General features: G+C 62.9%; 11 protein-coding genes. 6 read left to right on the plus strand and 5 right to left on the minus strand.

Annotation, left to right across the window (positions count from 1 at the left end; genetic code table 11):
• Positions 1 to 123 precede the first annotated feature (123 nt).
• The 4 genes from EN869_RS08025 to EN869_RS08040 all read right to left on the minus strand — a co-directional run bounded on the left by EN869_RS08025 (position 124) and on the right by EN869_RS08040 (position 5,436).
• Positions 124 to 2,157, minus strand: coding sequence for an autotransporter outer membrane beta-barrel domain-containing protein (locus EN869_RS08025; RefSeq protein ID WP_127225873.1), 2,034 nt, complete (start codon positions 2,155 to 2,157; stop codon positions 124 to 126).
• A 109-nt stretch (positions 2,158 to 2,266) separates the two neighbouring features.
• Positions 2,267 to 3,448, minus strand: a complete 1,182-nt coding sequence (gene choV, locus EN869_RS08030) for a choline ABC transporter ATP-binding protein (RefSeq protein ID WP_127225872.1) — start codon at positions 3,446 to 3,448, stop codon at positions 2,267 to 2,269.
• Positions 3,445 to 4,299, minus strand: a complete 855-nt coding sequence (gene choW, locus EN869_RS08035) for a choline ABC transporter permease subunit (protein WP_127225871.1) — start codon at positions 4,297 to 4,299, stop codon at positions 3,445 to 3,447. Before choW ends, choV begins: the two co-directional genes overlap by 4 nt.
• A 201-nt stretch (positions 4,300 to 4,500) precedes the next feature.
• Positions 4,501 to 5,436 carry a choline ABC transporter substrate-binding protein gene (locus EN869_RS08040; protein ID WP_127225870.1) on the minus strand — a complete coding sequence of 312 codons (936 nt, stop codon included), beginning with the start codon at positions 5,434 to 5,436 and terminating at the stop codon, positions 4,501 to 4,503.
• 248 nt (positions 5,437 to 5,684) lie between these two features.
• On the opposite strand from EN869_RS08040, the gene EN869_RS08045 reads away from it, so the two are divergent.
• Complete coding sequence (locus tag EN869_RS08045; protein WP_127225869.1) at positions 5,685 to 6,296, plus strand: thymidine kinase; 612 nt, start codon at positions 5,685 to 5,687, stop codon at positions 6,294 to 6,296.
• 6 nt (positions 6,297 to 6,302) lie between these two features.
• Here EN869_RS08045 and EN869_RS08050 read toward each other — a convergent pair whose 3' ends face one another.
• The gene (locus tag EN869_RS08050) at positions 6,303 to 7,199 is read right to left on the minus strand and encodes a DMT family transporter (RefSeq protein WP_127225868.1); all 897 of its coding nucleotides are present in this window, start codon (positions 7,197 to 7,199) and stop codon (positions 6,303 to 6,305) included.
• A gap of 99 nt (positions 7,200 to 7,298) precedes the next feature.
• Here EN869_RS08050 and EN869_RS08055 point away from each other — a divergent pair, with 99 nt between their 5' ends.
• The 5 genes from EN869_RS08055 to EN869_RS08075 all read left to right on the plus strand — a co-directional run bounded on the left by EN869_RS08055 (position 7,299) and on the right by EN869_RS08075 (position 13,247).
• Positions 7,299 to 8,156: a LysR substrate-binding domain-containing protein gene (locus EN869_RS08055; RefSeq protein WP_127225867.1), complete on the plus strand. Its 858-nt coding sequence runs from the start codon at positions 7,299 to 7,301 to the stop codon at positions 8,154 to 8,156.
• 117 nt (positions 8,157 to 8,273) lie between these two features.
• Positions 8,274 to 8,663, plus strand: coding sequence for a cytochrome c family protein (locus EN869_RS08060; protein WP_127225866.1), 390 nt, complete (start codon positions 8,274 to 8,276; stop codon positions 8,661 to 8,663).
• 275 nt (positions 8,664 to 8,938) lie between these two features.
• A complete protein-coding gene (locus EN869_RS08065) occupies positions 8,939 to 10,027 on the plus strand; it encodes a hypothetical protein (protein WP_127225865.1) in 1,089 nt (362 codons plus the stop codon).
• Positions 10,028 to 10,163: 136 nt separating this feature from the next.
• Positions 10,164 to 11,312, plus strand: coding sequence for a hypothetical protein (locus tag EN869_RS08070; protein WP_127225864.1), 1,149 nt, complete (start codon positions 10,164 to 10,166; stop codon positions 11,310 to 11,312).
• A 24-nt stretch (positions 11,313 to 11,336) separates the two neighbouring features.
• Positions 11,337 to 13,247 carry an AAA family ATPase gene (locus EN869_RS08075; RefSeq protein ID WP_127225863.1) on the plus strand — a complete coding sequence of 637 codons (1,911 nt, stop codon included), beginning with the start codon at positions 11,337 to 11,339 and terminating at the stop codon, positions 13,245 to 13,247.
• Positions 13,248 to 13,461 lie beyond the last annotated feature (214 nt).

Below are 13,461 nucleotides of genomic sequence, written 5' to 3' on the forward strand. Positions count from 1 at the left end.
CGCGCGGTCGTAGCAATATCCTACTGCACCGATGGTCGGAATCGGAATGGATTTCGAAAAATATATTCGCCGGTAGACCCACCCTTCCCTGCGACCATGACGCCGAGTTCGTCGAGCGGCTTTCTAAAAAGCCTTGCTGAGGCGAGCCTGACCTCGGACGGTGAAGGCCTTGTCGCTTCCATAGCCAGCCTCGAAACCGGCATTGAGCGTCATGCCGGCGCCCACCTCCGCCGCGACATCCGCCCCAGCAAAGCCGCGTACGACGATTTTTTTGCCTCCAGCGGCAAAGGAGATGTTCTCACCAAGCAGCATCGCGGACACGTCGTCGCTGCCTTGCGCGATCGCGTCGATCCCGGCTCGCAGCGTGGTCTGCCAGGTCTGGCCCCGCGTGCTGACCGGCGCCAAGGCCAGCGCGAGCTGGCCGCGCGCCTCGAAGAAGTTGATGTCACGCCGCGAGACCGCAAGGCTGCCGTCCGAACCGGTCTCCGCGTAGTCGTCGATGAAGAGCCCCGCGTAACGCAGCCGGACACTGGGTATCAGCGTACCGGCCGCGACCGGCAGCCGCATGCCGAGCGTGACCGATGGGCTGAGGAAGACGCCGTTGAAATCGGCCCGCGCGGTCTCGATGCCATCGAGCACCTGGTTGTTCGCGATACGTCGGCGGCTGCGTTCCTGGAGAACGCCGGCAACGAATGTCGCCTCGGCAAAATGCGCGCCCGCGTCATAGCCGAGATAGCCGCCCGCAAACACACCGCTATGGACGATCTCCTGCGCATCGTCGTCGACCTCGGTCGATCCGGCGGCCCCGCCCAGCAGTAAGCCGCCCAGGAAGCCGTCGCCCGATCGCCTCTCGGCGCCGGCGACGACACCGCCCAGCGCCTCGCTGAACCCGGCCGATGCGCCGGAACTGCCCTGGGAGCGTATCCCGCCAAACGTGGAGATCCAGGCGTCGCGACCATTATGCGGCGCAAGCAAGTCATTGCCTGGAGCGGCCATGCGCGCTTCGGCGGTGCCGGCTACGCCTTCGACCAAGTCTCCGATGAGCGGCGCGGCGCTCGCAAATCCGGTGATGTCGACCACCGCTACGCTGTCGCCGCTCGTGACGAATGGCCTCCCGCCGGTCAGGATGGTTTGCGGCAGCCCACTTCCTGAGAAACTCATGACGGCGTTCAGGGCGGGGCCGAAGGTGACGGTGTTGCCGCCGCCCGAAAAGACGATCGGCCCCTGAATGGCCGTCCCGCCCAAGAGATTGAGCGTCGCATCGGGCGCGCCGAAATAGATCGCGACGCTCTGGTCGCTGAAGACGCGGCCGGAATTGGTCACGACGGAGTTGCTGCCCTGGGCGGCAATGCCCACGCCACCTACACCCTCAACGATGACCGAGCCGGAATTGGTGATCGTAGCGTTGCCGAACAGCGTGCCGAGGCCGGTCGAGCCTGTCCCGAACACGTTGACCGTGCCGCTGTTGGCAATCGCGATGTCGTTGCCGCTGGCGCCTATGCCGACGGAAGCCAGCCCTGACACCGTTATCGACCCGGAATTGTCGAGCCGCAGGTCGTTGCTCTGCCAGATGATCCCGCCGGCGGCGATCCCGTCGGCCTCGATCGCGCCGCTGTTGTCGATCGTCAGGCCGGGCCCATCGCCGATTATGCCCGCCGCCGCCGTGCCGGAAACACCGATAAAGCCATGATTGTCCACGTGGCCGCCTGCGGCATCGCTGATGATGCCGTATGTGGCGACGCCCAGCGCTTCGATCGAGCCGTTGTTGACGATGTGCGCATTGTTGCCCTCGGACAGGACACCGATCGAGGCATCGCCAATGGCCAGAATGGCGCCGTTGTTGAGGATGGTCGCGTCCGCGCCTTGCGAATGCACATTGGCGGCGGCACCGCCCAATGTTTCGATCAGCCCGTCGTTTGTAAGCCCCTGGTCCGCGCCAAGCATCCGCACGGCATCAACGCCGGCACCCGATGTTGCGATCACGCCCGTTTGGCCAACGACACCGGTGTCGCCGGTCGCGGTCATCGTCTGCTGGCCGGCGGTGATGCCATTGCCGATGACAAAGCTTTGGGAAAACGCCGCGCCGCTTCCGAGCGGGACCGCGACGAAAATCGACAGCGCTACCGCGCCAGGAACCCTTGCGCGCGACGTCGGCATCACCCCCTTGGCGCATGGGCACGCGCCACAAGCGGAGTCTGCGCTCGGCGGAAGCGAAAAACAAGCCGCGGGCGAGCCCAGGTCGGAACCTGGGCGCCGGCGAAAAAGCCTATCGCCTCAGCACCGCGCTCAGCACATCCCGGATGCCGATCGAACCGACGAAGCGCGAGCCTTCGTCGAACAGTGCCACCGGCGCCGTCTGCGAGCGGTGCATGGCGAGCATCACCGTCTTCAACGGCGTGCCGGGATTGGCCCAGAACACCTGGGATCCCTCCTCCGGCTGCCTCTCGACGTCGGCGCAGGAGACCCACACCGCCGGCTTGCCGTCGCGCTCGGCCGCGGCCACGAGGCCATGGGCATCGATCTTGAAGCGCGTCGTCTTGCGCCGGTCGAGCCACACCCAGCCGTCGTCGCCCTGTTCCAGGTCGCGACGGTCCCGCATCACGTTCCATGCCGTCAGGACCGACAGCGGGTTCACATTGGCGATGAAGTCGCGGACATAGTCATTGGCGGGTCTGAGAACGATGTCCTCCGGCGCCCCGGTCTGCACGATCCGGCCGCCTTCCATGATGGTGATGTGGCTGCCGATCTTCAGCGCTTCCTCGAGGTCGTGGCTGACGAAGATGATGGTCTTCTTGAGCTCCGTCTGGAGCTGCAGGAGTTCGTCCTGCAGCTTGGTGCGGATCAGCGGGTCGAGCGCCGAGAACGGCTCGTCCATCAACAGGATCGGCGCTTCGGTGGCGAAGGCGCGGGCCAGACCGACGCGCTGCTGCATGCCGCCCGAAAGCTCATGCGCGTATTTCTTCGACCACTGATCGAGATGAACGAGCTGCAGTTGCTTTTGCACGCGTGCCTTGCGTTCCGCATCCGGCACGCCGGCAAGCTCGAGGCCGAAGCCGACATTTTCCTCGACCGTGCGCCAGGGCAGCAGGCCGAACTGCTGGAATACCATGGCCACCTGCTTCTGCCGCAGCCGCCGCAAGGTCGCCTCGTCGCAGGTGACGACATCGACGGTGCGGTCGCCATCCTTGACCAGCACCTGGCCGCGCGACACCACGTTCAGGCGGTTGACGGCCCGAAGCAGCGTCGACTTGCCGGAGCCGGACAGGCCCATCAACACCGAGATCTCGCCTTCATGCACGGTCAGGCTGGCGCCGGCGCAGCCAAGCACGTTGCCGGTCTTTTCGAGGATCTCGGCGCGGGTGGCGCCCTTGTCGATCAACGCCAGCGAACCGGCCTGATCGGCGCCGAAGACGATGTCTACGTTCTTGAAATCAACCGCGACGGTCATTTCTTGCCTCCAACGCCGATGCGGGTCATGCGGTCGAGCACGATGGCGAGCACGACGATCGCCAGGCCCGCCTCAAGGCCGAGATCGATGCGGCGCGAGCCGAGCGCGCGGTTGATTTCCGTGCCGAGGCCGCCGGCGCCGATCAGGGCGGCGAACACCACCATCGACAGCGACAGCATGATCGATTGCGTCAGACCCGCCATGATGGTAGGCAGCGCCGATGGCAGCTCCACCTTCCACAGAAGCTGGCGCTTGGTGGCGCCGAACGCCTCGCCCGCTTCGATGATCGCCTTGGGCACCGAAACCACGCCGAGATGGGTGAGTCGCACGGCGGTCGGGATGACGAAGATGATGGTGACGATGAGGCCAGGCGCGTTGCCGAGACCGAACAGCGTGAGCACCGGGATCAGGTAGACGAAGGTCGGCAGCGTCTGCATCAGGTCGAGCACCGGCAGCATGAAGCGGTAGACCTTCGGCTTGTGCGCGGCCCAGATGCCGAGCGGCACGCCGATCGCCATCGCCATGGCGGCGGCGGCAACCACAAGCACCAGCGTCTGCACCGTCTGCTTCCACAGGTTCTGGTTGATGATGAAGATCAGGCCGACGAAGACGCCGATGGCAAGCGGCCGCGAACGCTGCAGCAGCCAGGCGACGATCGCAATGACCAGCGCCAGAAGCACCGGCGGCACCATCAACAGAACATTCACCGCCCCGTCGAGTATGAAATTCAGCCCGTTTGAAAAGGCCCGGAAAATCGTGTCGAAATTGTCGGTCAGAAAACCGAAGAAGGCTTTGCCCCATGGCCCGATGGGGATTTTGTAGTCGGTCAGGAATTTCGAAATCGGATCCATCTTTCCCCTCTCGGCTGCGCCGCACTTGCCGTGCGGTCACCTTCTCACAGGATAACGCATGTCACCCAAAAGTGTGCAGCGGGTTTGGGAAAATGACATGCGTAAAAACAGAGACTTAAAGCGCAACGCGCTTTAAGAAAAAGGGCAGCCTTTTCTACTGGCTGCCCTCTTCCGGATGATCATTCCGGACTCAAAGCCGGCTCAGCTCCCAAGCGCGGTCTTGACGGCAGCCGCCGCGTCGCCGCCATCGAAGGTGGTGACGCCGGCAATCCACGGCGCAACGGCGTCAGGATGCTTCTTCAGCCAGTCTTTCGCCACCGTCTGGGCATCGCCGCCCTTCAGGATCGCGTCCATCATCTCGCCTTCCATGTCGAGATTGAACTTCAAGTTGGCGATGAACTTGCCGGCGTTCGGGCATTCGGTGGTGTAACCCTTGCGCACATTGGTGTAGACGGTGGCGGCGCCGAAGCCGCTGTCGCCCATGCCATCGAGATAGGTGATCTTCATAGCGCCCATCACCGGATGCGGCGTCCAGCCGAGGAAGGCGATCCATTCATTGTTCTTCATCGACTGCTCGGCCTGCGTCAGCATGCCGGCTTCCGACGACTCTACCAGTTCGAACCCGGCGAGATTGTCCTTCGGGTTCTTGATCATATCGAGGATGATGCGGTTGCCGTCATTGCCCGCCTCGATGCCGTAGATCTTGCCGTTGAACTTGTCCTTGAACTTGCCGAGATCGGTCAGCGTCTTGACGCCGGCGTCCGCGACATAGGTCGGCACCACGATGCCATAGCCGGCGCCGGTCAGGTTGGTGCTGATCGTCTCGACCGACCCGTCGGCCGTGTAGTCCTTGATGTCGTTGGTCATTGACGGCATCCAGTTGCCGAGGAAGACGTCGAGGTCCTTGTTCTTCAGCGAGGCCATGGTGACCGGCACCGAAAGCTGGATCGTCTGCGGCTCGTAGCCGAGCGCGGTGAGCAGCACCGATGCCAGGCCCGTCGTGGCCTGGATGTCGGTCCAGCCGACATCGGACAGGCGAACCGCCTTGCAGCTTGCCGGATCGCCGGCATAAGCCGCCGTCGTAGTCAGAAGCGCCGCCAGGCCGAGGCCCGCGACGATAGATTTCATACGCGACATGAACTTTCTCCCATTGCAATTCTTAGGCGATGCGAAGTCACGGTTCTTGCGCCCGCCTTGTTTCGTCAGCCAAACACCATTTTGAAGTTGTTTCAAGCGGTTCAACGTCACGATGAACGGCGCGCACTAGCCAGTAAGCGACATGACGGGTTTTTGAACGACATCGAATTTTGCCACGGCACGGAGTTTTTGGTGGACGGAGCGGGCAGCCCCTCCCTGCGCCGCGCCAACTCAGCTTAAAAGCACCTATGGCCAAGCTTTACTTCCACTACGCGACGATGAACGCCGGCAAGACGACCATGCTTCTGCAGGCGTCCTACAACTATCGCGAACGCGGCATGTCGACGATGCTGTTCGTCGCGGGCCACTATCGCAAGGGCGACAATGGCTTGATCTCCTCGCGCATCGGCCTCGAATCCGAGGCCGAGATGTTCCGCGACGGCGACGATCTCTATGCCAGGGTCGCCGAGCACCACCAGCATGCCCCGGTCCATTGCATCTTCGTCGACGAGGCGCAGTTCCTCGAGGAGGAGCAGGTCTGGCAGCTCGCCCGCATCGCCGATCGCCTGGGCATTCCCGTCATGTGCTACGGCCTGCGCACCGATTTCCAGGGCAATCTGTTCTCCGGCTCGCGAGCGCTGCTGGCCATCGCCGACGACCTGCGCGAGGTGCGCACCATCTGCCGCTGCGGCCGCAAGGCGACAATGGTGGTGCGGCTCGGACCCGACGGCAAGGTGGCCAAGCAGGGCGAGCAGGTGGCGATCGGCAAGGACGTCTATGTTTCGCTGTGCCGCCGCCATTGGGAAGAAGAGATGGGAAGGGCCGCGCCCGACGACTTCATCGGCTTCGTCAGGGCATGAGCAGCTTCAGGCGGCGGAGATACGCCGTATGGGAAACCGCCAGCCAAGCCGCACGCCGAGTGTAGCCAGCGCAATCAGCGCCATGCCGGCGGCCTGCGTGGGCCGGAGCGGATGCGCGTATAAGGCCCAATCGATGATGATGGCCACGACCGGATAGATGAAGGTGACGATGCCGATCACCGGCGTCGTCAGGCGTGGAAAGGCGGAATTCATCAGCACATAGGCGATGCCTGTATGCAGGACGCCGATCCCCGCTAGCGAGCCCCATGATGCCAGCGGGATGGGATGGCCGATATCGGCGAACGGGGCGAGCAAGACGACGCCGACGAGCGTCTGGCACAGCACCGTGACCTCTGCGCGCTGTTGTCCGAGCCCCTTGGCGAGCATGGTAGCCACCGCATAAAGCAGGGCGGCGCCGAGGGTCAGCGCGATGCCCAGCGCCCAGCCCGCATCGACATGGCCATGCGTGACAACCAGGCCACTGGCGAGCACAACTCCGAGAAAAGCGCCGAGCATCCACAGCATCTGGTCGAGCGAGATGCGTTCCTTGAGGAAGGTGACGCCAAGCAGCACCACGAAGAACGGCTGAACGTGGTAGACGATTGTCGTCGTGGCGATCGATGTCATGGCGAAGCCCGCGAAGAAGGCCGTCCAGCTCGCCACCATGCTAACGCCGGCGAGTGCCGCGAGAGCGAGCCGGGATACTGCCAGCGTCCTGTCCGGCAGGTAGCCACGCAGCAGGCACCATGCGGCCAGGAACAGCGAGCCGAACACGCATCGCCAGAAGACGACCGTGACGGGATGCTGTCCCGACTCCGTCACGAAAGCGCCGACCGTGCCGGCGATCACCATTGCCAGCGCGAGGCTCGCGGCAGGGAAACGATCGATTGATATGGCCCTCATCGCACGGCTCTCCAGCGGTCGCCATCCATCTGGCCATCCGCAGCGATTTCAAGCAAGCGAATAGATTTGTAAGGATCTATTCGATATACTGATAGCGCTATGGCCGCTCCGCTCGACCTCAACCTCTTGAAAACCTTCGTCGCCGTCGTCGAAACCGGCAGCCTGTCCAATGCCGCACCTCGTGTTGGTCGCAGCCAGTCGGCGGTCAGCATGCAGATGCAAAGGCTGGAGGACATGGTGGGCAACCAGCTTCTGGTGCGCGGGCCGAGAACGGTTACGCCCAATGCGATCGGCGAGGACTTCCTCATTTATGCGCGCCGGCTGCTGAAGCTGTCGGACGAAGCGTGGGCCAGCGTCACCCGGCCGATGGAAACAGGCAGCGTCCGCCTTGGCGTGCCGGACGACTACGCGGCCTTCCTGCTGCCGCCCGTGCTGTCGCGCTTTGCCGAGGATCACCCGCTGGTGACCGTCGAGCTGGTCTGCGAGCAATCGACCGCCCTGGTGAAAACCCTGGCGGAAGGCAGGCTGGATCTGGCGATCGTCACCCGTCTGCCTGAGCAGCCGCTCGACGTGGTCCGGCTGGAGCGCTTCGTCTGGGTCGCCTCGCCCAACCACGTCGCCTGGCAGGCCGATCCCTTGCCCGTTGCTCTGTTTGAACCGGGCTGCGCGGCGCGGATGAATGTCCTTGAGGCACTCGGCAATGCCGACCGGTCCTATCGCTGCACCTACTCCAGCGCCTCGCTACTCGGTCTGGTCGCTGTGGTGCAGGCCGGGCTCGCGGTCGCCGGCTTGGCGCAGCGAAGCGTGCCTCCGTCGCTGCGCGTCATCGGCATCAATGAGGGGCTTCCGGCCCTGCCGGACCTCGAGATCGGCATCCTGCGCAACCCGCTGTCGACAACGCCGGCGGTTGAACGGCTGAACGACTTCCTGCGCCGGGACCTGGCCCAACAGGCCTGACCGCGGATATCTGGGCGAGAGGCCGAACCCTGCGCGATCATCGCGTCACGCCAATGTCTTTTGTTAAGGCCTGCGCCCTACTTTCCCGTCGTCAGCCAGAACCAGCGGAGACCCGTCATGCTTCGAGCCATTTCGTCCGCCGCGCTTTTCCTGCTTGCCGGCGGCCTTGCCGCGCATGCCGGCGGCGATGCGGCACTGGGCAAGAGGGTCTTCAACCGTTGCATCGCCTGCCACGAGGCAGCGACGGATCGCGACAAGGTCGGCCCGCATCTGATGGGTGTCGTCGGCCGCAAAGCCGGCTCGGCGGAAAGCTTTGCCGATCACTATTCACAAGCCATGAAGGATGCCGGCGCCGCGGGCCTGGTCTGGGACGAAGCCAACCTCGCCGAATATCTAAAGGCGCCCAGGCAGAAGGTACCCGGCAACAGAATGGCCTTTACCGGCCTGACCAGCGACGACGACATCGCCAACGTGATTGCCTATCTCAAGGCCGACCCAAAACCCTGAACGGCGCCGGAGAAACCGGTATTGCCGCCACAAGATATCTGCCGGCGATGTTTAGTCGGTATTCGCAAAAAAAACGCTTAAGGCATATCAGCTAGAGCTGTTTAACCCCAGTGCGCGTTACTGGGCGCCTTACGCATGCTTGCCTTGTCTTTCAAGGAGCTGACCAATTCTTTTGTTTTGACGCCTCGCCTTGTCTTCCTTCTTTCAATCCCTTGAAGCCCCACATATATTCGCCGCCACGACACGGAAAACGGATGCCGAAGCGGGAGGCCCCAATGGCGACATTGCAGAATTTCGATGCCGAAATTGCCAAGACCAAGCAGGTTGTGCAGGACATGCGTACCAAGATCGAGCAGTCCGGCACGGTGCTCGACACGCTTGCTCAGGCCGACAAGAAGATCGGCGACGCCAATTTCGACATCGAGAATGCCCGCATCGAGGACGTGCTCAAGCAGCAGAAGGTCATGGAAGGCAACATCGCCGACCTGATCATCGGACTTGAAGACGCCACCAACGTCTTTGGCGCCGAATTCGAAAGCATGAAGAACTATACCGGCTGGGAAAACTTCGTCGGCGTGTTTTCGGCGCAGCGCAAGCAGCGCATGCGCACAGATCGCGTCCGCAACATGTCTTTAGCCGGCAATCTGCAGGAGCTCTTGGCGAAGTCGGACACCATCGTCGGCATCCTGAAGGCGCAAAAACAGGTCCTCGACCAGCGCTACAAGACGTCCGAGACCAGCCTGTCGCAGGTGATCGAGCGCCGCAAGGTGACCATGACCAACCTCGAGGCGGTGCAAAAGCGAATCGAAGAGCTAAACCCTCTGCTGCTCGACATCGAGAACAAGATCGCCGCCTCGACGACGCAGAAAGAGCGCACCGAGCTTGAAGGCGAGCGCTCGAAAATGGCGACCGAATACAATGAAAAGCAGGCCAAGGAGCAGGAGTTGCTGGCCGAAAGCCAGACGTTGGAGCGCTACACCTCGATGTTCCAGACCTTCGTCGATTCGCTCAACAACCAGATCGCCGCGCAGTCGACGCTGATCAACAAGCTGACCATCGACACCGAGCAGCGCATCGTCCTCTACAAGGCGCTGGAAGATTCGCTGAAGACCGCCGCCCAGCAGGACGTCGCCCACAAGATCAACACGCTGGGCAGCCAGGTCGACAACACGGCCGAGGAGACGATGGCCGGCATCGGCGCCGCCTCGCAGAAGCACATCGGCGACCTCTTGGAGATGCATGAGAAGAACATGGTGGCTTCAGCCGACATTCAGCGCCGCAAGAAGCTTGCCGACGACGCCTTCGCGCGTCGTTTCGACGAGGTGATGAAGAAGCACAACTCGGCAAACTACGTGCAGTCCTAAGCAGGTTCCGCAAAAGTGTCCCACGGTTTTGCGGTCAGAACCTGCGAAAAACAAAGGAATCCAATCAGATATTCGTGGGGCATCCCACGAATATCTGCTTGGGCGGCGGCGCTGACTTCATTTCCACGGCAGCCCAATGACACCTGAAAACGACGCTGCGGCACGCTATTTCTCGGCCATCACGGCGGCGCTGAGCGGGCTGGAAGTGTTCATGCGCGACGACCGCTCGCCGCTTTACCGGCACGGCATCGTCGCCAAGATCGTCGCGGAATATATCGCGCGACTGGACAAGTCCTTTGCCTGCTGGCGCAACCGGCTGGGCTTCATGGACACCTTCCGCATCTCGCGCGCCGACAGCGGCTATCCCGTTTTCCAGAACCTGCTCGAGCTGGAAAACGACCGCCAGCAGGCCGATGCCAGGCTGGTCAACATCCCGCTGGCCGGCGAGCTGCGCGAGGAGATGGCCGACTTCATCCTGCGCCACAAGGAATTTCCCGAGGCGCTGCAGAGATCGATGGCCGAGCGGCTCTATCTGGAGGACGTCAAGAGCGAGGCGACCTTCGGCCCCTTCACGCTGGCGCAGACGGCGAACGTCTCGGTCAATCCCAAGACCATGCGGCCCTATTACCTCGTCCATTGGGCCACGTTCGACGGCAGCGCCAACCTGCCGCTGATCTACATGGTGACGGTCGAGGATTCCTCCGAAAGCATGGTGCGCCAGCTTGTCGACGACAGCACCGGCAAGCTGAACGAGCGCGTCGACATTCCCCTCCCCGTCGACGGCCTGCTCAATCCGGAGCTTGCGCACCGCTTCGACGACTTCACCGAAAAGAATTCGGCCTACACGCTCTCGCCGGCGACGATCGCGGTCAACCTCGACAAGGATTTCGAACCGTTGCACCCCAAGCAGCTGCGGCGCGTCGTGCTGGGGCCTTTCTACTCGGCCGGCATCACCGACAACAATTCGACCGTGGCCGAGGTGCTGGCCAAGGTGCGCAAGGCGCAAAATGCCTGGCTGCTCACCTGGACCATCCAGGAGGTCTTTTCCAAGAGCGAGAAGCCCGGCCGCAAGGGCCTGTTCTCCAGCGAGAAGACGACGCAGGAATTTTTCATCAACACCGACGATCTCGAGGCCGCCCGCCAGGGCGTCTCGAGCTACGAGAACCATGCGCTGATCCCGCATGAGGCCTACCAGGCGCTCTACGCCGCGGGCGAGGCGCAGAAGATCTTTTCCGGCTACAAGGTCCACATCCTGTCCAACGGACAGGTCATCAGCGATGTCTGACTGTCAAACCGCGGAGCATCCTTCATGGACACCGGCCTGACCACGATCTCGGAAGCCGCAATCGAAAAGCATCGCGCCATTGCGCAGAGCTTCATCACCCGCATCGTCGTGCTGGAGGATCCGTCGCGCGAGTCCGGCACCGCGCTCGCCGGCACCAACCGCCGCTTCGTCTCGACCGTGTCGGTCGGCTCGGTGCGCCGCACGCGCGAGGTCGAGCTCACAAAGACGGTCGCGGCGATCCATCCGGACGACCAGTTGATGAGCATCCCGCAGCACACGCTGCTCTACCGCGCTCGCCGCGGCCTGGCGATCGCGTTAGCCATATCGGATGTCTTCGCCGAGGGTTCCGACCTTGAAAGCCTGCAGGCCAGGAACGCCCGCGCGCCGCTCGAAGGCGACGAAGCGTCGACCTTCAAGAAGCTTCTGTCGGCCTCGGCCTACATCTCCGCTTTCAGCTTTGCCTCCTATCTCTTCCAGCTGATCGACAGCGACGGCGAGGCGCCGAACGACATTCCCGAGCCCGACTTCCTGTTCGACACACCGCAGGACGCGGTGAAATCGATTGTCGCCGGCCTCGACAAGGCGATTGCCGGTTCGAAGGATGATACCGACCTGATGACACGGGCGCGCGCCTTCGCCCGCGTCGCCATCGACGGGCTGCTCACGCGAAAAGGCCGCTTCGACGGCATAGGGCCGTTCGAGAACGCGCATATCCGCATCGATGTCGACGATTTCACGCTCGACGGTTTCGACGTCGCGCCCGGCAAGCGCTCCAAGCCGCTGGTGATGACCTTCAAGAAACCGGAAGAGGTCGTCGGCAACCACATCGCCAAGTTCCAGTCGGTCAGGCTCGCCAAGATGCTGATGGCCTATGACTTCGAGCGGGAGTTGAACCCGTTCGTCGAGCTCGGCGGCTTCCTCTTCACCTTTATCGGCGACGGCGCACCGGGCACCGGCAAGACGACGCTGATCCAGATGATCGCTGGCCTCGTCAACGGCTACTGCCAGGTCGCCGGCTATCCTTTCGCCTATGAGAATTTCGGCGTCGACCAGATCTCGTCCTACCAGGGCAAGTCCGGCCAGAACTGCCGCCAGTTCATCAACAACGTGCTCAATCCGCGAACCATCGGCTTCGGCACCGTCGACGACATCGACCAGGTGGCGGCGCGCCGCTCCGACGACCGCGCATCGGCCGGCCAGCAGGAAATCACCGGCGTTTTGATGGATGCCTTTGCGGGTGCCGCCACGGTGGTGCGCGGCAACTGCTCCTTCGGCATGTTCTCCAACTATCCCGAAAACGTCGACGACGCGCTGCGCCAGCGCGCCGGCGCACGGTGGCTGGTCGACGGTCCGCAGACCCGTGACGACTATATCGACATCTTCGTGCTGCTTGCCGGCAAGAACCACAAGATCCCTCTGGGCAAGCACGAGCTCTATGCCGCGCAGGAGATCCAGCGTGCCGTGGCCGAGGCCTATGAAGAGCACGAGAAGCCGCAGGAAGACGGGCTGATGAAGGTCTATGAGCGCTACATGAAGGAAAACGGCGCGCCCAAGACCATGGCCGACATCGGCACCTATCTGCACATGATCAAGGACGCCGAGCCGCGCTTCACCGGCCGCGCCATCAAGAACGTCACCGACGCCATCAAGATGCGCGCCATGGACATCGAGCTGCCCGACGACTGGTTCGAGAAGCCGGAGACCTTCATGCACAAGAGCTACGACGACAAGAAGGCGATGATCGAGGAACTGCGCGGGCCGTTCTCGATGGACATGGTCATGCAGGAGATCAACCGCTACGCCGATTCCGAATTCCGCTATTCCGACAAATCCGACGACGCCGCGGTGGAGAAGCTGCTGCGCGATGCAAGACTGCGCGAACGCGCGGCGCGCGAGATGGAGGAGTTGAAGAAGAAGGGGGCATGGAATGCGTGAAGCGCGCCTACGCCCCCTTCTCCCCTTGTGGGAGAAGGTGGATCGGCGCGATAGCGCCGAGACGGATGAGGGGTGTTCCAGCGGAGTGAGACGTTGGCGTTCCCTGGAGCACCCCTCATCCGGCCGCTTCGCGGCCACCTTCTCCCACAAGGGCAGAAGGAAAGGCGGCGCTGCCCCTCATCCGCCCTTCGGGCACCTTCTCCCCGTAAACGGG

The organism is Mesorhizobium sp. M2D.F.Ca.ET.226.01.1.1, from assembly GCF_004022705.2.
Taxonomy (GTDB): domain Bacteria; phylum Pseudomonadota; class Alphaproteobacteria; order Rhizobiales; family Rhizobiaceae; genus Mesorhizobium.